Consider the following 23,183-nt stretch of genomic DNA (forward strand, 5'->3'; position numbering starts at 1 on the left):
TTTCAAATATGAAAAGTATGCTTATTCTATAGGTATTTTCTATTTGCTCCCTTCCCTCTCCCTTGAATTTTTTAAATTTTTTGACTACAATCAATCTAATCATTTCGATACTAGTTTAATATATTTCCAGCAAAAGACATATGCTTTTACAATCTATAGAGTGTCTAACTAAATAGAGGAGGAGTTAAAAATGATCGAGCATTTGTTCACGAGCCTTGATAATCATTTTTCAGAAATGGTTAAAATTCGCCGATATTTACATATGCACCCAGAGGTGTCCTTTAAAGAAGTGAAAACAGCAAAATATATTTATAACTTTTACCAAAAGCTTGGTGTTGATGTACGGGCAAATGTAGGTGGAAATGGTGTTGTTGCCACAATTAAAGGTGATAATTCAGGACCTACTGTTGCTTTACGCGCAGACTTTGATGCTCTCCCTATTCAGGATGAAAAAGACGTTCCTTACAAATCAACAGTTCCTGGGGTTATGCATGCTTGTGGACATGATGGGCATACAGCAACATTACTTGTACTAGCAAAGGTACTTTTCAATCACCGCCATTTATTAAATGGAAACATTGTATTTATCCACCAGCATGCAGAGGAATATGCTCCAGGTGGGGCAAAATCAATGATTGAAGACGGTTGTTTAGATGGTGTTGATGTCATTTTTGGTACACATCTATGGGCGACAGAGCCTGTTGGAAAAATTCAATATCGTGTTGGAGCATTTATGGCTGCTGCAGATCGATTTGAACTGACGATAAATGGGAAAGGCGGCCATGGTGCACAGCCTCATAAGACGAAGGACGCAATTGTTATAGGCTCACAAGTCGTCGCAAATCTCCAACAAATCGTTAGCCGAAAGGTAGATCCTATCCAACCCGCAGTAGTTACTGTTGGATCATTTGTTGCCGAAAATGCTTTTAATATTATTGCTGATACAGCTCAATTAATAGGCACTGTTCGAACATTCGAGGAGGATGTTCGCAAACAAATAGAAGAAGAAATCGAAAAAGTTGTTTCTGGAACATGTTCGATGAGCGGTGCTACTTATGATTATCAGTTTGTGAGAGGGTATCCAGCAGTAGTAAACCATTTAGACGAGACAATGTTTCTAATTAAGGCTGCTCAGCAAGTGCCTGGTGTAGAATTGATAGAGGAAAGCCCACAACAAATGGGTGGTGAAGATTTCGCATATTATTTACAACATGTGAAAGGGACTTTCTTCTTTACTGGAGCGATGCCAGCAAATGATACTGATGCATACCCACACCACCACCCTAAATTTGATATTGATGAACGGGCATTGTTAATAGCTGCTAAAACTCTTTGCAAAGCGGCAATTCAATACCAGCTAGAATATAGTTCTTCTTAATTTTTATCTTTATATAATTATTAGGGTCAGTCCCCAATTTCGGGGGACTGACCCTTTAATTTGCTTTTGGCTTTGAAAAAATTCTCAATCGATAACAATTCATTGCTGTATCTCCTAGATGCTGCACGAGATTATAGTTAGCGACACCACCGACAATCGCACCGATGCCAGGGACCAATTGCATCATTTTCACGAGGTCAATATAGTCTCTATATTCCTGTTGAAAAATCCGCCAATCTACATCCTCTACTTTAAACTTATACGTATCCCAATGTTCGACTAACTCAAGTGCTTCCGCTTTATGTGCCTCACTCGAGAATGCAAGCTGAAATACGTATAATAAAAACAAACGCTCACTCTTCTCTTTTGTGCTGTATCCGTATATACTTGCAACTTCAAATAAAAACTTCATCTTAATGCTAAGGAAAAGCGGAAAATCTGCTAATCCGAGAAGTATTCCACCAGCACCAGTTGTTGCCCCTTCGATTGCTGCCGTTTTTTTATAATTTTCAATTGCTTTTTGAACTAATTGTTCTCGCTCCTCAAATGTAAGGTTTTCCGCTCCTTTTGGAAAAGTGGTTATATCAGATCCGACTATTGTTGCTTGGACCATCATTTTTATACTTTCTGTTATTGTATGATGCACCTTTTCTGGGATAAATTGGTTCACTTTCGTTTGTGCTTTTTTTGACGTGCGTTCGAGAAGTGAAGGCTTCCTAAGCAATTTATGCTTCCATAGCTTTGCCTCTTCAGCCTTTTGACTTTCATAGCCCATAATTAAACACCTTTTTCACCTTTTTTTATTCGATTTTTCATATAGACAAATACGAATATACATACAAATAACACATTCACACATAATGTAATGGCAAACAGGACAAAATCAGCTGTTAATAGCGTCACAATCGAATAAATAATTGATTGACTAATGAGAACCTTAAACATAATTTGTAAAAAGCTTGCCAGCTTTTTCTCCTCAGCATATGGGTAAAGATTCGGTAGCTCAAGTAAATCAAAATGTTTATATAAGCTCATGATTTGAATACCAGTAAGAAACGAAAAGAGAACAACAACAATACTATTGCCTAAAACTTGCTCGCTCGTAAAGAAGATAATGATGCTTCCAATAATCGTTAACCGTACAACAATACCACTATAATCACCAGAGCGGAGAAACGCTCTTAAAAATAAATAGCCAAAAACATGCTGCCTATCATATTTAACCTGGTTTAATAGCCAATCTAAATATTTCCGACGTTTTGCACGCTTTTTTAATTTAGGAACATCTGTAAACAAATTCGCTATTTTGTAAAACGATTGCTTCTTCTCTTCTTCCCTTTTAATAAACTGATCCCATTTGAGCGCTTTCGGTTTAATTAGTTTTGAAAAATAAACATCATATAGAGCCATTATGAGAAAAATAACAAGGACAAATGGATAGTTTTCTGACAGGATAAAAAATATTGTGCAAAAATTCATAATGAATCGTACGATCAGGTCACTCCATTTTGTTGAAGCTTCTGTAAAAAACTCCATTTTCCAGCCCATTCGCAAATTCCAAAACTTAACGATTAAGATAAGGATTAAGCTTGCAAGAAATACTAAACCGCTTGCCGAGGTTATTTTCAAATACAATGGTGCAAAAAGGATAAACGTAACGACGATGATAAAGCTCTGGGTTACAAAGCTATATGTAAAAGCCTTTTGAAAATACCCCTTCATTTGATGCTCCATCGGAAGTAAGAAAACAACATCCGCTTCCTTCACAAGCGTCCTTACACTTGATGTAAGAACAATAAAGGCAAAGGTTATCGACATGATGATCACGGCAGGAAAATTTTCAGGAATTGTCTGAAGCCAGCCTTGATAGGCAACTGCTCCCCCAGCTGCTAAAAAAATAAACACAAACAGTAAATGGTCATTTAGCATATATTTCAGATATGACCTTGTTTCATTTATATGGTGATTAACCCTCGTCTTCCAAATCTCATCAATGCTCTTCATCTTGCTCTTCCTTTGTTAACTGAATATAAAGATCGTCAAGTGTTGCGTCTTTCATTCCAAATTGTTCACGTAATTGCTCTAAAGTACCTTTGGCGCGAATTTCACCATTATGTAAGATAATAAATGAATCACAATATCTTTCAGCTGTTGCAAGAATATGTGTTGACATTAAAATGCCTGAGCCTTGCTTCTTAGCCTTTTCCATCATCTCTAGCAATGAATTAATCGCTAACGGATCAAGACCGACAAATGGCTCATCAATAATGTATAATGCTGGCTCAATCAAAAATGAGCACATTATCATTACTTTTTGCTTCATTCCCTTTGAGAAATGAGCTGGAAACCATTTAAGCCGTTTTTCCATCCTAAACTCTTTAAGAAGTGGGTGAAGACGCTCTTCAAATGTTTTCTTATCAAGACCATAGGCCATTGCAGTTAATTCCAAATGCTCGAAAAGTGTTAATTCTTCATATAATATAGGCGTCTCAGGAATAAAACTAAATTGTGAGCGATATGCAGCTGGATCTTCAGCAAATGTTTTCTTATTAATTGTAATTTGCCCTTTATGTGCTTCCATAAGACCAATAATATGTTTAATCGTTGTGCTTTTCCCAGCTCCATTTAGCCCAATCAATCCGACAATTTCCCCTTCGTTTATTTCAAAGGAAATATCCTTTAAAACAGGGTATCTTGTATATCCACCTGTTAATTGATTAACTTTTAACAACGTCATATTTTATGGGAACTCCTTTTTCTTTTTATCTTATCATAAAGCTTGCGAGACTTCATTCAGTGAAAGTTTTCTTTCTTATTTCTTGCAATTTAGATAAATTGCTTTCCAACATATAACGTGGAAAAGAGCGACCACATTATAAAAAAAGATACTACTAATCCTTATATCATCCTTTCGTTACTTAAATCCGTTACAAGCTGTAAAAAGAGCGGTTCAGTACGTAAATTCTTCCTTTTATCATGACCTAATTTTATGCATAATCAAATCCTTAAAGGACATCATAATGTATGAGGAAGGGACAATTTGTCGAAGACAAGTCTTTAAAGGCTTTGTCCAAGACTTCCTCAAGTAAGGAAGTTTAAAAACCATTGTATACACGAATTATAAATGAGGTGTTTACGGGCCGTTATTTCGAGAAATAGACGCTCATTAAGTTAACATCCTTGTAAATGAGGTGTTTGTCAAAGACATTTTCCAACAGCGTTAAGAAGTGTATCACGACTTAACAGGGAGTTGGTAGCTTTGGACAATGGTGAAAAAACAAACTAATTAGCATTTACTAAAAAGTAAATGAGGTGTTTGTCAAAGACAATTTCCTTTCTTTATATGAAAGTAATTGTTAACAAAACCATTGGTTATACAACCCTTTAGAAAATGAGGTGTTTACGGGCCGTACTTTTCTGTAATGAAACGCTCGCATTTAACGTCATTTCATAATGAGGTGTTTGTCAAAGATAATCGATCATAAAGTTAAGCAGATAAGATCACTTAACTGGGGGATGATTGCTTTGAACAATGGTGATTTACACATCAATTAGCATAAACATGTTAAATGAGGTGTTTATCAAAATAACTTCCTTTCAAAACCTGAGTTTCCTTCCCTTCTTTAGAACAGGGTGACATCCACATCACCCTGTTCTTTTTATGTATGTCCATGCCCTATGATTTTCAAGAAGAATTATGGTAAAATACGGTTAACAAATCTGTATTAGACAATATTCAGCATGACTTTTCATTTACGAATGATCATAGCATAATGTTTTTACAAAAGCTGTTGAATTTTGTTTACTACTCAATAATTTGAAAGTGGTGAAATAATGAGCGATTGTATTTTTTGCAAAATTATTAATGGTGAGATTCCAAGTGCAAAAGTATTTGAAAATGAACATGTCTACGCATTCCTTGATATTAGTCAAGTAACAAAGGGACATACTCTCGTTGTACCAAAAGTACATAAGGAAAATATTTATGAGCTAACACCAGACATTGCGAGTAAGCTTTTTGAGGTAGTACCACAAATCGCCAATTCGATTAAAGAGCAATTTCAACCTGTAGGCATGAATTTACTTAACAATAATGGTGAAAAGGCAGGACAATCTGTGTTCCACTATCACATGCACATCATTCCAAGATATGGAAAAGGTGATGGTTTTGGCGCAGTTTGGAAAGATCACTCTGGCCAATATTCTTCTGAACAATTACAGGAAATTGCAGCTTCTATTCAAAAAGGGCTCTCTAATTAACCAAAATTGCGGCAAGCAGTTTTGGTTTTTTTAGTTATTGTCGATTCATCTTAGTTGTTTCTTTCCTCATGTAGTGCTTCCCTTTCACAAAGAGGTCTAGGAGTCTTCTTTGTGTTATACCTGTAGCGTCTCCCTTTTCGTATTCTCTCTTAAAACAAAGTGTTAAAAACTCACAATAGAAATAAATAAAAACTAGTAATTAAAGCTAAAGAAATCATGTTAACGTTTTCCTGAAAACTTTCATAAAGAATGAAAATATTCAGTCTATATTTCCTTATCTTTTCATGATAGGATATGATTATTATTTAACTATTTTAATTGACAGATTCACTAACACATCATCAAAAGATGAAGGAAATATGAGATTTGCATACTCTTTTATCCTTCACACATTTCGAGGAGGCAATGAAATTGCGAGCTTATAATTTTAATGCAGGACCAGCAGCTATACCATTAGAAGTGCTTGAACGCGCGCAAAAGGAATTAGTTAACTTCAACAATACGGGAATGTCCGTTATGGAGTTAAGCCACAGAAGTAAAGATTATGAAGAAGTTCATAATCGTGCGAATGCTCTATTAAGAGAACTATTAGGTATTCCGGATACGTATGAAGTATTATTTTTACAAGGTGGAGCAAGTTTACAATTTTCGATGATTCCTATGAATTTTTTGCAAGAAAATAAAACTGCACACTACATTCTATCTGGTTCTTGGTCTGAGAAGGCACTTAAAGAAGCAAAAGCCTTCGGAGAAACACGGATTTTAGCATCAAGCAAAGAAGAAAATTATTCTCGAATTCCAACTGACTATTCTTTAGAGGATATAAAAGATGGAGCTTATTTACACATTACATCTAATAATACAATTTTTGGTACACAATGGAATGAGTATCCAACGAGTCCAATTCCTTTAATTGCTGATATGTCTAGTGATATCCTTTGCAAGGAAATTGATGTAGAGAAATTCTCCCTTATCTATGCAGGAGCTCAAAAAAATCTCGGCCCATCTGGTGTTACTGTTGTGATTGTGAAAAAGGACTTTTTAGAAACAGCACGTCCAAACGTACCGACTATTTTAAAATACTCAACACATGCTGATAATAATTCCTTATACAATACACCACCAACATTTGCGATTTATATGCTATCACTTGTTTTAGAATGGGTAAAAGAACAAGGTGGCGTAAAGGCAATCCAAAAGGTAAATGAAGAAAAAGCAGGCTATATCTATAGTACAATCGATGAAAGTGAAGGCTTTTACAAAGCTCATGCAACAGAAGATAGCCGTTCTTTAATGAATATTACGTTTACATTGCCTAATGAAGAATTAACGAAAAAATTCCTTCAGGAAGCAAAAGAACGTCAATTTATTGGACTTGCTGGACACCGTTCTGTTGGCGGTTGTAGAGCATCTGCTTACAATGCAGTACCTAAGGAAGCTTGTCTTGCACTAGCCAACTTTATGACAGAATTTAAAAACAAAAATAGCTAATTGCCTTTAAAAAATTCTATACGTTAATCATATATCTTGTTATAATATTGATAATCTCTCGCAATAGGAAATAGTTCACTATTGGAGAGATATAAGAGATGAGATTAGGAGAGATGAGAAATGAAAACACGAGTTTTAGTTACATTATCACTTTTTGCTGCAATTGGGGCAGTGCTTCATATGGTAATGCCGCCATTCTACAACGGAATGAAGCCGGATATGATGTTAATTATGATGTTCATTGGAATTATGCTTTTCCCTAGTTTAAAAAACGTTACATTACTTAGTATTGTTACTGGTATTTTATCAGCATTAACAACGAATTTTCCTGGGGGACAAATTCCAAATATCATTGATAAGCTTATAACAGCCTTCATATTTTATGGTCTATTTCTGCTCGTAAAGAAACATGCGCAAAATATTGTAGTAGCAACCGTGTTAGTTGTTATTGGAACAATTGTTTCTGGAACGATCTTTTTGACATCTGCATTAATAATCGTTGGATTGCCTGGCGGTGCTGCCTTTACAGCATTATTTTTATCTGTTGTCCTTCCGGCGACACTGTTCAATGGAGCAGCAACGATTATTGTTCTACCAATTGTTCAAGCAATATTTAAACGTTCCAACTTTATTACAGCATAGACTTCTAACCCGATCTTCTATAAGATCGGGTTTTTCTATACCTCTCTCTATCTATTTAACACTGAGTAAAATAATTCCGATTAACAAAGAGAGAAAACCTGCTGCTGCTAAGACCACTAATTTTTGTTTTATCACCCTTTTAGGTGGATAAGATGCCGATCGTTGAAAAAGCTGAAAATAATGAAATACTCCAATAAATGAAAGGAAACTTAAAAAAAAGAATAAAAAGATTACCCCTGCCATACGAACCCCCTTAATCTTTCGGAAGGACATTATTCTCCGAATATTATTAATATTGCAAGCTTCTTTTCAAGGGTGATACGGTTAAACATGTCCTATTTTGCATGACATTTTAATTTTTGGTTTATTCAAAAATGTCCTTATAAAAGGTATGCGAAGTTTTAATTATCTATGTATAATGTTAAGTAAGATAGATTATGGAAAGAATACAATGAATATATTGAGATGCTTGGAGTGATGAATGATGGCAAAAAATACATCCTTTTTTACCGGGTTAATAGTAGGAGGAATTGTCGGTGGGATCGCTACATTATTAACAACCCCTTCTTCTGGTAAAGAATTGCGAGCAAACTTGCAAGCAAACCGAAAAAGATTAGATACAACTCTTCAGCAATTAAAGAATGAAAGTATTATTCTAAAAAACCAAATGAAGGAAGCTGCAATTGAGGGCACTCAAGTCGTGAAGGAAGTTTCAGCCGACATAAAAAATGCTATCAATCAGTTCAAACAAGAAATAGAGCCTCATAAAATTGAATTACAAAAGGAAATTGACGAGGTTGAAAAGAAAATTAAACAACTTGAACAAACTTTACATTAATGTTTTTGATTCAAAATAAAAAAGTGTGCTGGATATATGTGATCAACACACTTTTTTTCATCCCTAAAAGCTGCTAAACAAGGAATTATGTAAATATTTTAAAATTTCATAAATTTATATCTTTATTAATCTTTATTTTATTGGCATAATAGAGAATAATACAATTTGGAAGTACGGGGGTGACCGGTGATGAAACATAATGAAAAGGATTATACTATAAAAGAAGCCTTATTATTTAGTCAACGAGTTGCGCAGCTTAGTAAGGCATTATGGAAAACAATTGAAAAAGATTGGCAACAATGGATTAAGCCATATGACCTAAATATTAATGAGCATCATATACTTTGGATTGCAGATCATTTAAATGGAGCTTCAATTTCAGAGATTGCTAAATTCGGAGTTATGCATGTCTCAACTGCGTTTAACTTTTCGAAAAAGTTAGAGGAACGAGGTTATCTTGAGTTTTCTAAAAAAGCTAACGATAAGCGGAATACGTATATCAAATTGACAAAGCAAGGCGAAGAAGTTCTTGAACAATTATTAGAAGATTTTAGTCCCGATCGAAATTCTGTCTTTAAAGGAGCACTTCCATTACAAAACTTATATGGAAAATTCCCAGAAATGCTCGATATGATGTGCATCATTCGAAATATTTATGGCGATGATTTCATGGAAATCTTCGAGCGTTCCTTTGATAATTTAGAGGATTCGTTTTACGAGGAGAATGGAAGTCTAACAAAGAAGGCTCCAACGAAAGAAACATCAGAACAATTGTTACCATCAAGCTAATTTAGAATGCAAAGGATTATTTCAATAAGGATATAAATTCCTTCATTAATAAAGGATACATTCCCTGTTTTGACATTGCTTGAATCGTTTCATTTGCATTAAGCTTGTCATTTAATTGATTTGCAAATTGCGTAAGGAGGTCTGTATATATGACTAATCCTTGCGCTTTTTGTTCCTCGAGCTGGAGATTTAACTTATCACATAATGAAAAAAGCTCATCAACCTCTCTTTTCGTTAATCCTCGCTCCATTACTAATTTGTAAAATGGAAATCGCTGTGAATCAATCATTTGTAACAATAATTTTTGATAGTACTCCAATGTTTCCAAACGAGTCTCTAAAGATTCCATTTTAAACACCCTTCACAATGAACATTATTGTTCTTTATTTTATAGTATTTATCTTATTTAGAAAAGCAAATAATCAATGGAGGTCACATCATTCTAGTCTAACATAGAGCATATGGTTAGACTAGGATGATAAACCGCATTCTTAAATAAGTCAGGCGACAAATTGAATTTTTTTAGCGAATGATGATAAATTTAGTTGTTTTCATTAGTCTTTTCTTACTTTTTTAAATTAAGCGTTTCCAATTCACTTTTTCATATTGCATTTTTTATCACACCGTCGTAAAGTATGATAGTACTTTAGTTAATGAGAGAGTTTGGACGGTGAAAAGATGAATTGTTGGAAAACAATAAACCTTCAAAAAGATGTTGGCCAAAACAGAATCTTATTTCTTTCAATTATTACCATGATCTTTGTATTTATTTTAACCTATCTACCTATTAATTTACTATTGCCAAACATTCATCTAAAAGACGAACATTTCTTTTTATTTGTTGTTTTATTTATAAGCTTGATGCCAATTCATAAATTGTGTCATGCTTTACCATTACTTTTTAGCGGAAATCGTGTCTCAGTAAAATTTAAGCAGTATTATATGATTCCAGTTCTAGAAGTAAAAGCCTGTAATAGTATAAAAAAGGGAAATATGATTTTGTCTCTCCTATTCCCATTTATTTTTATGACCGCAATTTTATGCTTAGTTAGTATCTATTTTACTCCATATGTTCATTATATCTGTATTGCAATGGCCTTTCATATCGGTTTATGTGTTCCAGATTTCATTTTTTTAAAGCAGTTATTGTTTGCTCCAAAAATGAGTTTAATAGAAGAATATGAAGATGGTTATGAAGTATTGATAAAAAAATACTAGTGTTCATTGATAATGCGATCAGTGGGACCCGAGTTCCCACTGATTTCCAGAGAGACTTCTTTCAATTTAATCATCCTATGTAACGCAAGCCCCTCTGTCACAATTTAACAATTTTCTTTTTTTGTCAATCTTCAAACCTATCTTTTTCATAAATAGTTTGGTAATCTAATATGTATAATGAGGGAAGGGGGATCTCCAATGTTAATTCTCTTCATTTTGTTTGCAGTCTTTATCTTGTTTTACATAAATAAGCTAACAAATACGTTATGCTTAGTTCGTGAGATTCCTGAAGACCGACAAACAAAGGTTTTTCGAACAATCAATGTTCTTATTACGATTTTGTTAATCTCTTCATACGTAGAAATTTTGTTTGCTTAGATTTTTGACAAATATAAGAACGATACAAACTACATAGTAGTATGCTGACATAATTTCTGTCGGCGATTTTCTAAAAAGGAAAGAGGGCGACTCAATACCAAAGGTACAGACCCCCTCAAACACTTAATATAATAGACTAATGATTAGGTTAGTTTACTATTTACTCGTGTTTGTAGGAGGGGTCAGACCCTTTTGAGTCACCCTCTTTCCTTTTATTTTATCTTATAACCAAGCTGCACCAACAATGATTAACAAGATGAACAATACAACGATCAATGCGAATCCACCTGCATATGCTCCACCCATTTTGACACCCCCTTTAGCTTTTATTACGATATCCTATGCAAAACAGCCTACAAACGAATAGGCTATTGCTCCATAGTAGCTAAATTTCTATAGTTACACTTAATAAATATAGGCAGCACCAATAATAATTAATAAGATAAACAATACAACTAGCAATGCAAAGTTATTTGAAAAGCCAAATTCTTTCCCCATGTTAATTACCTCCTTTATCTTTTCAATGTATTCTATGGTTAAATGCTCTATCATGATTGGACGATCGCCTATTCGTTTAGAAATACAATAAAACAGAAATGGAAATTTTGTATCCATGTTAAATTATGGTATAGTATCTTCTATGTAAAATTCATTAAAATTCTTAACTAGGAGTTGTAAGGATGAAAAAATTGTCAATAGCATTAGTAGCAGCAACAGGTTTATTCACACTTAGTGCTTGCAACAATAACGAGTCAGAAACAATTGTTGAAACAAAAGCTGGTGACATAACAAAGGATGAATTTTATCAAGCTCTTAAAGACCGCTTTGGTAAAGACGTGCTTACAGAGCTTGTCCATGAAAAAGTATTAAGTGAAAAATATAAAGTTTCGGATAAAGAAATCCAAGCCGAATTTGATAAATATCAAGCCCAATTAGGTACACAATTTACAAGCATGGTCGAAATGCAAGGGGAAGATGTCATTAAAGACATTTTAAAGGTTGATTTATTGCGTAAAAAAGCGGCCGAGGCAGAAGTGAAAGTAACCGATGAGGAAGTTAAGGAATATTACGATTCACTAAAAGGAAAAATCAAAGCTAGTCATATTTTAGTTGCCGATGAAAAAACTGCTAAAGAAATAGCGGACAAGCTTAAGTCGGGTGAAAAATTTGAAGACCTTGCAAAGCAATATTCGACTGATCCTGGTTCTGCTCAAAATGGCGGGGATTTAGGTTGGTTTGCTAAAGGGTCTATGGTCAAGGAATTTGAGGATACTGCCTTTAAACTAAAGGAGGGCGAAGTAAGTGCCCCTGTAAAATCTGATTATGGCTACCACATCATTAAAGTAACGAAAACAGTTACAACATTTGAAAAAATGAAGGATTATTTAAAGGAAGAAGCAAGCACACAAAAGCTTCAACAGCCAGATACAATCCAATCAGCTCTTGATAAAGAGCTAGAGAACGCAAATGTCAAAGTTAAGGACGAGGATTTAAAAAATATTTTTGACAAAGAAGAAACTGAAACAAATGAAAAGACTACAGATACACCATCTGAAAAATAAATCTAACAGCTTATGATGATAAAAAGGCTGTCTTTAAGGAATCTGACTCCTATTAAGACAGCCTTCTTTCATATAATGGAACAATGTTAACTAGCTGATTGGTCTTTTTCAATTGGTTCTTCTTGAAGCTGCATCGCTTTTCTTCGTTGCCGCTCTTGCTCAATACGTTCTAAAAAAACTTGTCCCTCTTTTTCAATGAACTCCTGATCAACCTTTTTATCTTCACGTGCCGTTTTAAAGGCCATATACCCACTGACGAGAATCCCAATAATGCAAACATATATCCACCACGGTAATAAAAGCATAAATCAATCCCCCTTTTATAACTCGTACAATTTTTAAGAAGCATCTAAGCATACTTCCATCTTCTTTGCTAGAAGAATCATTTCATTCTACCGATTCGCCTAGATTATTCTATTACTAGAAAATATGAATGATGGTATTGAATTATTCCAAGGAAATGGAATTAATCTAGTATTTATTACATATTCCCTTAGAGAAGTGATGGAGTTTAAGCTTTTAAAGGAAAAAAGCGCAGAACAGGAATGAATTCCTTATTCTACGCTTCTTCATTTTACTCTTTTATAAAGGTTGGTTTGTAAAAGGAACGATTATCAAGGGCGAATATTCTTTCCGTGAATTCCCCTGGCTTCACTCGTTCTAGTGCTCTGTCTAGCATATTCATTTTTGCATCAAGGTTATCGATATAGTGAATAATTTCTGCCTCTTTTATCATTGGCGGCTTCGGGCTTCCCCACTCTGCTTTACCATGATGGCTCAATACTAAATGCTGAAGAATGACAACCTCTTCTCCTTCAATTTGTAAATGCTCGGCTGCTTTCGCAATTTCATTTACCATAATTGAAATATGTCCAATTAGGTTTCCTTCAACAGTATAAGTCGTACTAATTGGTCCAGATAATTCAATGACCTTTCCAAGATCATGAAGGATAATTCCCGAATAAAGTAAATCGGTATCAAGGCTTGGATATAATGTTGCAATTGCTTTTGCTAAATCCAACATGGAGACAACATGATAGGCTAAGCCGGATACAAATTCATGGTGATTTTTTGTAGCTGCCGGATATTCGATAAAAGCTTCACCATGCTTCTTTAATAAATATCTTGTAATTCGTTGTAGCTTAGAATTTTTCATTTCAAAAATATATTGCGTAATTTTCTCATTCATTACATCTTTTGCAACGGGAGCTGTTTCTAGGAAATCAGCTATATCAACAGTTTCATCATCATGTTTAGGTCTGATGTTGCGAATTTTCAATTGATTTCGACCACGATAATGATGAATATCACCATATACTTTTACAATTTTTTGAGGTGAATAGATCACTTCATCCTCCTGAGATGCATCCCAAAGCTTTGCTTCAATTTCACCTGACGTATCTTGAAGTATTAATGTTAAAAATGCCTTTCCATTGCTTGCAATTCCCTTAGTAGAAGATTTTATGAGAAGATGAACATCTACCTGTTCCCCAACATCATAATGGAGTATTCCTTTCACCATAAACTAAGCTCCTCTCACATTTTTGTCTATTCTATTTGTTATGAATTCATAAATTTTTAATACGATTTTCCCCAGTGTATGGATAGTATAGCATAGTTCTAAGTACTACGGGTGATATAGCTTGGAGGTTCCAGCTAATTCATTTAGATGAATCACCGTATCCGATTGATAGTTTTCAGCGATATGCTTATGACATGTAAAAAATATCACTTGGTTTTCCTGTTTTAATTCCTGCATAAGCTTAATGCTTTCGGCCGTTCTTTCATGATCAAAATGAACAAAGCTATCATCAATCATAATCGGTAATGTCACCTGCTCGTTTATCGTTTTAACAAGTGCTAAACGAATCGATAAATATAATTGTTCGGCAGTTGCTTGGCTTAGCTCCTCAGCAAAAAATCTCATACCGTCATTTCTCTCGACAATAAACGATTGCTTTTGGTTAGGTAAAAATACTCGGTGATATTGCTCCATCGTTAAAGTACGAAAAAACTGTTCAATATGACGGATTAATGCCGGAAGCTTTGTTTGCCGATACCGTTCAACCGTTTGATGTAATAAGTCTTTCGCTAATGCGCGAACAACCCATTGCTCAGATAATTCTCTTACTTCCGCTTTTTCCATTTCAAAGGAATGCAATAAATTTGAATACACTCCATTTTGTTCAATATTGTGGATTTTAACATCAACTGTTGAATATTGCTGATGCAGGTCCTTCTCGAATTTAGTTAACTTCTCTACTTCATGCTCTATCGCTAAAAGCTGTTCATCAATATCATCGTATTCCTTAATAGTTAGTTGTTCGAGATTCACATTTCGTTCTGTTGTAAGCTGTTTTTCAATCCATAGCTTCTGCTTAATTAATTCTTCTCTCTCACTATGATGGTGAGCATATCTCCGAAATTGTTCTTCGTCCTCAAGCCCAGCCCTTTTTAGAAGACTCTCCTTTTCTGTCTTTAAATAAGAAATCTTATCCTTTAACGAACGAATCGATTCTTCAAGTTCATCCTTCCGTTCATGAAGATTTGTTAGCATTTTGACCTTTTCATTTTGTTGTAGTGACAGCTTATGGATTTCAATAGCACCCTCTTCTATTGATAAATATGATAGTTGGCAAATCTCGAGCATTTCTATTATTCTTCGTTCATATTGGTCAATTTCTTCATTAAGAATTTGTACTTCAGACATATCTTTATTTCGTTTTAACAACAGCTCCTGAAGCTGCTGAAGTAGTTCAAATGCTTCTAAAATAATTTCAGGTGCTGCTGTTCTATCAATTAGCAGCTCTTTTGCAAGCTGTTTATACGTTTCCTCATGATGAAATTGTTCTTTTTCCCATTCTTCAAAAAGACTTATTACTCTGTCATAGTTTCTTTCATACTGCTTAAAAAGAAGTTGCTCATGATGTAGAGCTTGCTTCGTTTGATTATCCTTTTCCATTTCCAGTAATAACTTCGACATCGAGGTTTGCTCGGAATCAGCCTCTGTGAATTTTGCCAGTTCTTCTTCAATAGATTTTATCTGTCTTTTTAAATGTTCGGCAAACGCGTCCTTTTTCATCGTCACCTGTTTAATGATGAACAAAGAGATGAAAAACCCTATAATTAAAACGATCGAGACTAGCCAATATTGGGAAAACATCGCCCATCCAGTACCCGCTGCTACTAAACAAGCAAACATGCTAATGATAGACAGCCGTTGTTTTTTTTCCTTTTGCTGCTCTTTTTTACGAATAGTTAGCTGATTTGTGAGCTGCTTTTGCTCTTCTTTTAAATAGTCACGGTTCGTCGATTGCCTTTTTGATATTTCGTGTTCTAACTTTTGCCGTTCATAATCTGAAAGTATGCTCTTTTTTAACTCTGATATTTTCCATTCTGTTTCCTCTAGTAAATTCTTCGTTTGCTCAAATTGCTCATCTAATGTTTTTTTCCGTTGTTTTAATTGTTGCTCAGCGATAATTGCATTTTTTATTGATTCTTTCATAAGTACTGTTGCTTTGATAGTTAGTAAATCCTCATCCGAAACATTTGGATAGATTCTCTGCTTATACATATGAATCTCATGCCCAGTTTGATCAATGCGCTCTATAAACTGATCACGTTTTTTCTTTTTTTCTTTATAAACTGGCAATTGTTCACGTAAGCTTGTAATGCTAGGATAAAGGTCTAGCACAGCTTGATTTACAACGATTCCATTTTCCTCATTAATTAATTGCTCTTGCTTATTATGTAAAACATGAAGCTCTGCCTCTAATGGTTGTAAAGTAACATTGTAATAATCTAATTGCTGTAAACCATCCTCGGGAAACTCCTTAGTATCTGGAAGACGTAAAAGCTGTTCTTCACACCAATTAAGCTCACGAAGTAGCGGAAGAACCGCTTGAATTCTTTCGAGCTCCCTTTGCCTAGCTAACGCTTGTTTTTTTTCAAGTGCAGTTGCCTCGAGCTTCCGTTTCAGATCATTTCTTTTATCAATAAGCATTTGGTAATCATGATTGTTACGTTTTGCCTCAAGAAGTCTGCTGTGACTATCCTTTAATGTCGTAAGAGCCTCATTAAGGATTGGCCTCTTTCCAGTTGGCTTATAAAGAATATCCTGTTGTCTAGTTAATGTATTTTCGATCGTAAATAAAGCATCCGCCCCATAAATACTTGAGAGGAATAGATATTTTCCTATTTGATCAGAATTCATTTTTTGTATCCTTTGCAGACCATGGATGTCAAAGGAAAAGATAGAACGGTATGTTTCCCGATCAATACCACCTAATATAGCTTGAAGGTATGCCTCATCTAGCCTAGTGCCATCCTCATTCTCTATTATTAGGTCTCCACTTGCCTTTCCCGAAGTCCTCTCAATTTTGATTGATTGATTGTCATCTGTTCGTACAACAATGTATCCGCCGTATGCATTACTCTTTTTTGGTTCATATCTATTTTCCATTTGTTGTTTCGTAGGAAAACCAAAAAAGATACTATGAATAAAAGACATAATTGTCGATTTTCCCGCTTCATTTTGCCCGTAAATCATTTGAAAGCTCTGATCTTTAAAATTAATGGACTGATTTTCAAATTTCCCGTATCCGTAGATCATCAGCTTTTCGATTAGCATTCTTATTTCACCTCACTTTGCAGCAATATCTCCTGGCGCAAAAGCTTTTCCGCTTCCTTTAAAAGCTGCTGCTGTTCCTCACTAGTAAACTCATCAATATAGCGTCTATATAATGGATGGCTCATAAGTGGTTGAAGAACATCATTAAAAGCGTCATATTGTTCAACAGACTCATGCAGGTCATTAAAAAAGGATTCAAGCTTAGTATTTTCCTCATAAAGATATGTTTGATTTGTCATTTTATAAATCCAAATAACGGGTTGATTGCTATGCTCCTCTTCATTTAAATCATCCATCATATCCTGTAATGTTTCATGACTATGTAAATTTGCCGCTAGATTTCCTGTTCCTATAAATTCAATCGTTAGCAACGTTGGCTTTCCTCGTTGGCGTAGTTGCTCTATAGACAATCTGCATTCATGAAGTAAATCAGTCATCGTCGTATGTGTGTCAATTGAAATTTGTATTTTATCCCATATGACTTCCTCAACTGAAACAAATGTCAAAATAGGGGCATCTTCTTTCATATCAACAAAATAAAAACCCTTTTCCCCTGCCTCTTTTCGATGTCTCCCTTGGATATTCCCTGGATAGGCAATCACAGGGTCCTCATGTAATAGTTGCCGCTTATGAATATGGCCTAATGCCCAATAATCAAATTTTTTCTCTATGAGCTCTGTTAACTTAAAGGGACAATAAACATCATGTTCATCGTTTCCTTCAATAGAGCCATGGAGCATACCGATATGATAAACAGAAGAATTATCCACTTTTTGATACTTTGCCGTGATATTTTCCCGTACAGAACGTGAAGGGTAGCTGTAGCCGTAAATATAAGCAAGAGGTTGTTCATTTTTTTCAAAGATTTTCATTTCCACTTGTTCAGAGGAAAAAATATGGATATTTTCCGGCCAGGATAGCTCGATCCAATTCCCTCCCATATGATCATGATTTCCATGGATAACATACACTTCGATATTCGCATTAGCCAATCTTTCAAATTCTTTTTTTAATTTTAATTGTGCTTTTAAGCTTCTATCCTCTTCATCATATAAATCACCTGACAGCAAAATAAAATCTACTCGCTTATTAATTGCAAATGTAACAAGCCGAGAAAATGCCAAAAAGGTACTCTCTCTCATTTTTTCTAGCAACTCTGGGGGCAAATGCTTTAAACCAACAAATGGACTATCTAAATGCAAATCAGCCGCATGGATAAATTTTATCGAATCTCTCATTTTCTTCCCATCCTTAAAAATCTACTGATGCTAGATCATTTCATTTATAAATTTTTATTATATCCACAATTTCCTTCATTTATTTTACCATTGATAAAATACGAATGCACGTTCTCTATCAAATAATAAGATTAATCGTTCTTTTTCGTCTTTTGCATACATTATGCCTTGGCATGAGAATCCCTTTTCTCTCCGCTTTTTTGTATCTAGCTGTTATGAGGATATGCGGAAGGAATTTCGAAAACGGGGATATATGAATGCGAATTGAGGAGAGATTAGAAATAGATTATTATATAGAATGAGGAGATTTAAGACAGGGAATAATTGTAAAATACAAAGAGGTGTACACAAACTAATTATGTGTACACCTCTTCCTATTATTATTTATCTTTAGACATTGTTAATGCTCGTTTTAAATCTTTAAACGAAGAAGATTTTCCGTAAATGAGGACTCCACCTTTGTAAACCCGTGCTCCAAATATAGCCAATGCTGTAATCGATGCTACAAGGATAATGATCGAGAGTGCGATTTCCCATGGAGGGATATTTAGCATTCCTACCCGTAAAAACATGATCATTGGTGTAAAGAACGGTATATATGAACTGATTGTAATAAATGGTGTGTCAGGATTTGATAACCCAAACATAGCGATCATAAATGCCCCAACAATTAGGAAAATCATCGGTGAAATCAATTGTTGGACATCCTCAATTCTACTTACTAGCGAGCCAAGGAATGCAGCTAATGTTGCAAATAGGAAATAACCTAAAATAAAGTAAATTCCTGCATAGACAAATGTTGAAACTGGGATATCAGTAAATCCTAGCTCTCCACCTGTCAGCGCACTTAGGTCATCTATTTTAGAACGAATGGTCACAAAACCAGAGACAAAGATGATCAACATTTGCGTTAAACTTAGTAAGCCGATACCTATTAATTTAGCAAACATTTGTTTAACAGGAGATACACTAGAAATTAAAATTTCCATTACACGTGAAGATTTCTCTGTTGCGACCTCTGTTGCAATCATACTTGCATAGAGAATCACTGAAAAATAAATAAAGAATAATAGGACATAAACAAGCACCCTTGCTTGATTTAACTCATCCTCGGTTTTTGCATTATCTTCAAGTGCAACTTTGCTTATTTCGACTGGTGTAAACAATTGGTTTAATTCCTCAGCCTCTAGACCTAACTTCTGTCTCCCGATTTCCTGCTTTGTTTGCTGAAGTACTTGCTCAACCTGCATAAAAATAGAGCTATCAGTCATAGACAATGTTTTAACTGTTGCAGTAGGTAAATTACTAGCATCATTTTCTAAAATAATGATGCCATCTAATTCTTCCTCTAACACTTGTTTATCAAGTTCTTCCTCAGTTTTGCTAGCCTTTTCGATATCAAAGGGATTCCCGCTTACTTTCAGATTTGCCTCGAACATTTGATAAAGTTCATTTGTCTCATCTATTACAGCAAATGTTTGTTTGTCTTGCTCATCATCAAAGAAGTTGATAATATTGCCAATGTTTGATAATCCGTAAATGAGTAATAACATAATTAACGTAGTAAAGATAAATGATTTCGTTTTTACTTTACTTAAATACGTATGTGCAACCATGATCCAAAATTTATTCATAGGAAGCACCTACCTTCTCAATAAAAATATCGTTTAATGAAGGTTCTTCAAGAGCAAATTTACGAACAAAACCTTTATTTTGTAGTTCATGGAAAATCGTACTTGCCACTTCCTCATTCATAATTTGCAGCGCAACACCATCATACGTCTTTTTGAATTTAGTCACGCCTGGTATGTTTTCAAGAAAATCCATTTCAAAATCACCTTGAATGAAGACATTTTTCTTCCCAAATGCCCGTTTAATTTCCCGAAGAGAACCATGAACAACCGGTTTACCATGATGCATGATGCACAAATGCTGGCATAACTCTTCAACATGCTCCATTCGGTGACTAGCAAACACGATAGACGTCCCTGCTTCTTTTAATTCGACGACAGCTTTCTTTAGTAACTCAACATTTACTGGATCTAACCCACTGAATGGTTCGTCTAAAATAAGCAGCTTCGGCTTGTGTATAACCGCTGCGACAAATTGAATTTTTTGCTGATTTCCTTTAGAAAGCTCTTCAATTTTCTTATTTGTATAATCAGGTACCTTTAATCTTTCAAACCAATGATTCATTTGAGTAAGTACCTCTTGTTTCGTCATGCCCTTCAATCTGCCTAAATAGATAAGCTGTTCCTTCACCTTAAGCTTTGGATATAATCCCCTTTCCTCAGGTAGGTAGCCAATTTCTTCACTTTCATTGTATGTAATTTTATTTCCTTTCCACTTGATTTCCCCATCCGTTGGGTTTAACAATCCTAAAATCATTCGAAAGGTTGTTGTTTTACCAGCTCCGTTTGCCCCTAGAAATCCAAAAATTTCACTCTCAGGAATCGTAATCGAAAGCTTGTCAACTGCAGTATGTGTCCCAAATCTTTTTGTTACCCCGTTAATTATTAGGCTCATTTCATCTCTCCTTTCCACTATTTCAATACGAATGAGTTTCCAAAAAGTTTCATTTTCATCGTAATGTATCTTATTAGCTGTTTTCGTAAACCTTGTTGTTTTTTTAGTTTTCGTTTTGGTTGATTTCCTCGTGCAGTGATCGCTTTTCACAGTAGGTGGTGAGCCTCATGATAAAGAAATACAGTCGAGAATTTTTTAGATACTATTTTTTGGTATCTATAGTAAAATAAAACAAATAACAAATTAGGGGGATAGATTTATGTTCATACATAAGGTTGATGATGATATTTCATTAAAATTAATTGAATTACATGATGCTGAAAGAGTATTTGAGCTAACTGACAAATCAAGAAAATATTTAAGAGAATGGTTGCCTTGGCTTGACATCACAAATAAGCTCGAGGATACAAAAGCTTTTATTCAAGGCTGTTTAAAAGAATATGCCGAGAATAAAAGTTTAAATACCGTTATTTTATTCAAAGGAGAAATTGTTGGAGTAGCAGGCTTCAATAGCATAAACTGGTCTAACAAAACGGCTTATATCGGTTATTGGCTAGGCGAAGAATATCAAGGAAATGGAATTATGACGAAAGTTGCGAAAGCATTAACAGACTATGCAATAAATCACCTCCATCTAAATAAAGTAGAGATACGTGCTGCTGTGGAAAATAAAAAAAGTAGAAGTGTTCCCGAAAGATTAAGGTTTGTAAACGAAGGAACGATTAGACAAGCAGAATGGCTGTACGACCATTTTGTTGACCATATCGTTTATGGCATTTTAGCAAGCGAATGGAAAAGGGGAGGAAGTTAAATGGGACCGGCTAAAATTCTTTTAATCGCGGTATTAGCAGGAATCTACTCTGGTGTATTAGACACTGTTGAGAAAAATTACGGACTAAATAATTTTACAAGTGCCTTAATTTTAATTTTGTTAATATATATTACAGGATACATATTGTATAAGATGGGAAGAAAAGAAAAAGTAAAATGATTTAATCGTTATTATTCTATAAAAGGAGATTTAATGGAATATTCGTTAGCTCAAGTACAGTAAAATCAAAAGACCCGTCAATTGACGAGTCTTTTTCGCTTTAACCAAAGCCAATTGTTATCCCATTTCCTTTGTCATTAAGCACGCTTTTTTGAAAAAGCACCTCAATACGGACTTGATTCATAAAAACAAGTATACTCATATACTACTTTCTATACAAAAAAAGCTAGACCTCAACGAAAGAATTAACGAAGCTAAGCACTTATTATCGCTAACAAATTTGCCAATTGCAACGATTTGTACACAGCTTCTATTTTCTGCCTAATGCTACTTCACAAAAATTTTCAAAAAATATAACGGGATAACACCTAAGAAATTTAGAGCACGACATAGTATCCAATAACTTAACGACCAAAAAATTGCGGGTTGCGCTTTTCAATAAATGCGGCAACTCCTTCCTTATGATCCTCTGTTTGTCTCATCGCAAATTGTTTGCTAGTTTCGGCTTCAAGGATTTCCCTTAATGCTTGCTCCTCCTGCTTACAATAAATCATTTTTGAGGCAATCATTGCTTGAATTGGACGTGTGCGAAGCTGTGTTTTCATTAGTTGAATTTGCTCTATCGGATCTCCTTCATACAAATCATCAACTAAACCTAGCTTGTACGCTTTTTCTGAGTTCACTATCTCCCCACTCCAAATAAGCTGTTTCGCACGATGCTCACCAATTCTCTTCTTCAAAAAGAAATGACCGCCTCCATCAGGGATAAGTCCAATGTTAATAAAATTCATCGCTACTCTCGCATTTTTTTCAAGCTTTACATAATCACAGGCTAGAGCAAAACTAAATCCAAGCCCAGCAGCAACACCATGAATAAAGCTAACTGTTATTGCTGGCATCGTATAAAGCGTCGTAATGATTGATTTGATTGTATCCATAATTGAGTGGTAATTTGTATTATCGGCGCTTGATAGCATCGTCTTTATATCACCCCCAGCAGAAAACGAGCGACCTTTCCCAGCAATACATAATATATGTATGTTAGAGGAAGCTACCTCCTTTAAGGCACTCTCTAATTCCTGAAGCATTTGTACATCCATTGCGTTTAATGCATTCACACGGCTTAGTAATAATGTTGCAGCATCCCCATCTCTAACAAGCTCAATCGTTTCATAGTTCAAAACTTTCCACCCCTTTTTTTGTTTTCTCTTTACCTTTCGTAACAATGAAATAGGATTCCTT

The 23,183-nt window shown here is 34.8% G+C and carries 24 protein-coding genes; 11 read left to right on the forward strand and 13 right to left on the reverse strand.

Going from position 1 to position 23,183, the window contains the following annotated elements:
• Positions 1-190: 190 nt before the first annotated feature.
• Entirely contained in the window at positions 191-1,378 is a 1,188-nt protein-coding gene (locus ACTJJ9_RS05610) for a M20 family metallopeptidase (protein ID WP_440768501.1), read from the forward strand.
• A 55-nt stretch (positions 1,379-1,433) separates the two neighbouring features.
• Here ACTJJ9_RS05610 and ACTJJ9_RS05615 read toward each other — a convergent pair whose 3' ends face one another.
• From ACTJJ9_RS05615 to ACTJJ9_RS05625, 3 genes are read right to left on the reverse strand one after another with little or no spacing between them, the layout of a single operon-like run.
• On the reverse strand, positions 1,434-2,153 hold the full coding sequence (locus tag ACTJJ9_RS05615) for an EcsC family protein (RefSeq protein WP_440768502.1): 720 nt from the start codon (positions 2,151-2,153) through the stop codon (positions 1,434-1,436).
• A 2-nt stretch (positions 2,154-2,155) separates the two neighbouring features.
• Positions 2,156-3,382 carry an ABC transporter permease gene (locus ACTJJ9_RS05620; protein ID WP_440768503.1) on the reverse strand — a complete coding sequence of 409 codons (1,227 nt, stop codon included), beginning with the start codon at positions 3,380-3,382 and terminating at the stop codon, positions 2,156-2,158.
• Positions 3,369-4,115, reverse strand: coding sequence for an ABC transporter ATP-binding protein (locus tag ACTJJ9_RS05625; RefSeq protein WP_440768504.1), 747 nt, complete (start codon positions 4,113-4,115; stop codon positions 3,369-3,371). Before ACTJJ9_RS05625 ends, ACTJJ9_RS05620 begins: the two co-directional genes overlap by 14 nt.
• A 1,097-nt stretch (positions 4,116-5,212) precedes the next feature.
• Between ACTJJ9_RS05625 and ACTJJ9_RS05630 the strand changes: the two genes are divergently transcribed.
• The 5 genes from ACTJJ9_RS05630 to ACTJJ9_RS05650 all read left to right on the forward strand — a co-directional run bounded on the left by ACTJJ9_RS05630 (position 5,213) and on the right by ACTJJ9_RS05650 (position 9,398).
• Positions 5,213-5,638, forward strand: a complete 426-nt coding sequence (locus ACTJJ9_RS05630; protein ID WP_095300983.1) for an HIT family protein — start codon at positions 5,213-5,215, stop codon at positions 5,636-5,638.
• A 405-nt stretch (positions 5,639-6,043) separates the two neighbouring features.
• The gene (gene serC / locus ACTJJ9_RS05635; protein ID WP_145584484.1) at positions 6,044-7,129 is read left to right on the forward strand and encodes a 3-phosphoserine/phosphohydroxythreonine transaminase; all 1,086 of its coding nucleotides are present in this window, start codon (positions 6,044-6,046) and stop codon (positions 7,127-7,129) included.
• Between the two features lie 120 nt (positions 7,130-7,249).
• Entirely contained in the window at positions 7,250-7,771 is a 522-nt protein-coding gene (locus tag ACTJJ9_RS05640; protein ID WP_440768505.1) for a tryptophan transporter, read from the forward strand.
• Between the two features lie 484 nt (positions 7,772-8,255).
• A complete protein-coding gene (locus tag ACTJJ9_RS05645) occupies positions 8,256-8,609 on the forward strand; it encodes a YtxH domain-containing protein (RefSeq protein ID WP_440768506.1) in 354 nt (117 codons plus the stop codon).
• 189 nt (positions 8,610-8,798) lie between these two features.
• Positions 8,799-9,398 (forward strand): HTH-type transcriptional regulator Hpr, encoded by a 600-nt coding sequence (locus ACTJJ9_RS05650; RefSeq protein ID WP_095300988.1) that lies wholly within the window; start codon positions 8,799-8,801, stop codon positions 9,396-9,398.
• 16 nt (positions 9,399-9,414) lie between these two features.
• On the opposite strand, the gene ACTJJ9_RS05655 is transcribed toward ACTJJ9_RS05650, so the two are convergent.
• A complete protein-coding gene (locus ACTJJ9_RS05655; RefSeq protein ID WP_440768507.1) occupies positions 9,415-9,747 on the reverse strand; it encodes a DUF1878 family protein in 333 nt (110 codons plus the stop codon).
• A gap of 329 nt (positions 9,748-10,076) precedes the next feature.
• On the opposite strand from ACTJJ9_RS05655, the gene ACTJJ9_RS05660 reads away from it, so the two are divergent.
• Positions 10,077-10,616: a DUF3267 domain-containing protein gene (locus ACTJJ9_RS05660; protein WP_095300990.1), complete on the forward strand. Its 540-nt coding sequence runs from the start codon at positions 10,077-10,079 to the stop codon at positions 10,614-10,616.
• Positions 10,617-10,814: 198 nt separating this feature from the next.
• Entirely contained in the window at positions 10,815-10,994 is a 180-nt protein-coding gene (locus ACTJJ9_RS05665; RefSeq protein ID WP_095300991.1) for a hypothetical protein, read from the forward strand.
• 222 nt (positions 10,995-11,216) lie between these two features.
• On the opposite strand, the gene ACTJJ9_RS05670 is transcribed toward ACTJJ9_RS05665, so the two are convergent.
• Together ACTJJ9_RS05670 and ACTJJ9_RS05675 are read right to left on the reverse strand one after the other, a co-directional pair.
• Positions 11,217-11,300 carry a YjcZ family sporulation protein gene (locus tag ACTJJ9_RS05670; protein ID WP_095300992.1) on the reverse strand — a complete coding sequence of 28 codons (84 nt, stop codon included), beginning with the start codon at positions 11,298-11,300 and terminating at the stop codon, positions 11,217-11,219.
• Between the two features lie 99 nt (positions 11,301-11,399).
• The gene (locus tag ACTJJ9_RS05675) at positions 11,400-11,492 is read right to left on the reverse strand and encodes a YjcZ family sporulation protein (RefSeq protein ID WP_141231527.1); all 93 of its coding nucleotides are present in this window, start codon (positions 11,490-11,492) and stop codon (positions 11,400-11,402) included.
• A 182-nt stretch (positions 11,493-11,674) separates the two neighbouring features.
• Here ACTJJ9_RS05675 and ACTJJ9_RS05680 point away from each other — a divergent pair, with 182 nt between their 5' ends.
• Positions 11,675-12,556 carry a peptidylprolyl isomerase gene (locus ACTJJ9_RS05680; RefSeq protein ID WP_440768508.1) on the forward strand — a complete coding sequence of 294 codons (882 nt, stop codon included), beginning with the start codon at positions 11,675-11,677 and terminating at the stop codon, positions 12,554-12,556.
• Positions 12,557-12,642: 86 nt separating this feature from the next.
• On the opposite strand, the gene ACTJJ9_RS05685 is transcribed toward ACTJJ9_RS05680, so the two are convergent.
• The 6 genes from ACTJJ9_RS05685 to ACTJJ9_RS05710 all read right to left on the reverse strand — a co-directional run bounded on the left by ACTJJ9_RS05685 (position 12,643) and on the right by ACTJJ9_RS05710 (position 20,950).
• The gene (locus tag ACTJJ9_RS05685; RefSeq protein WP_095300994.1) at positions 12,643-12,861 is read right to left on the reverse strand and encodes a sporulation YhaL family protein; all 219 of its coding nucleotides are present in this window, start codon (positions 12,859-12,861) and stop codon (positions 12,643-12,645) included.
• Positions 12,862-13,130: 269 nt separating this feature from the next.
• The gene (gene yhaM, locus ACTJJ9_RS05690) at positions 13,131-14,078 is read right to left on the reverse strand and encodes a 3'-5' exoribonuclease YhaM (protein ID WP_145584491.1); all 948 of its coding nucleotides are present in this window, start codon (positions 14,076-14,078) and stop codon (positions 13,131-13,133) included.
• Between the two features lie 105 nt (positions 14,079-14,183).
• On the reverse strand, positions 14,184-17,186 hold the full coding sequence (locus tag ACTJJ9_RS05695; RefSeq protein WP_440768509.1) for an AAA family ATPase: 3,003 nt from the start codon (positions 17,184-17,186) through the stop codon (positions 14,184-14,186).
• A gap of 2 nt (positions 17,187-17,188) precedes the next feature.
• Entirely contained in the window at positions 17,189-18,424 is a 1,236-nt protein-coding gene (locus ACTJJ9_RS05700) for a metallophosphoesterase family protein (RefSeq protein WP_440768510.1), read from the reverse strand.
• Positions 18,425-18,804: 380 nt separating this feature from the next.
• The gene (locus tag ACTJJ9_RS05705) at positions 18,805-20,058 is read right to left on the reverse strand and encodes an ABC transporter permease (RefSeq protein ID WP_440768511.1); all 1,254 of its coding nucleotides are present in this window, start codon (positions 20,056-20,058) and stop codon (positions 18,805-18,807) included.
• Positions 20,051-20,950, reverse strand: a complete 900-nt coding sequence (locus ACTJJ9_RS05710; protein ID WP_440768512.1) for an ABC transporter ATP-binding protein — start codon at positions 20,948-20,950, stop codon at positions 20,051-20,053. Before ACTJJ9_RS05710 ends, ACTJJ9_RS05705 begins: the two co-directional genes overlap by 8 nt.
• A 259-nt stretch (positions 20,951-21,209) precedes the next feature.
• On the opposite strand from ACTJJ9_RS05710, the gene ACTJJ9_RS05715 reads away from it, so the two are divergent.
• Positions 21,210-21,761: a GNAT family N-acetyltransferase gene (locus ACTJJ9_RS05715; RefSeq protein WP_095301000.1), complete on the forward strand. Its 552-nt coding sequence runs from the start codon at positions 21,210-21,212 to the stop codon at positions 21,759-21,761.
• Entirely contained in the window at positions 21,762-21,941 is a 180-nt protein-coding gene (locus ACTJJ9_RS05720; RefSeq protein ID WP_440768513.1) for a hypothetical protein, read from the forward strand. It begins immediately after the preceding gene.
• A 404-nt stretch (positions 21,942-22,345) separates the two neighbouring features.
• On the opposite strand, the gene ACTJJ9_RS05725 is transcribed toward ACTJJ9_RS05720, so the two are convergent.
• Positions 22,346-23,122, reverse strand: coding sequence for an enoyl-CoA hydratase (locus ACTJJ9_RS05725; RefSeq protein WP_440768514.1), 777 nt, complete (start codon positions 23,120-23,122; stop codon positions 22,346-22,348).
• Between the last annotated feature and the right edge of the window lie 61 nt (positions 23,123-23,183).

Source organism: Metabacillus sp. 22489 (genome assembly GCF_052044855.1).
GTDB lineage: Bacteria > Bacillota > Bacilli > Bacillales > Bacillaceae > Metabacillus > Metabacillus niabensis.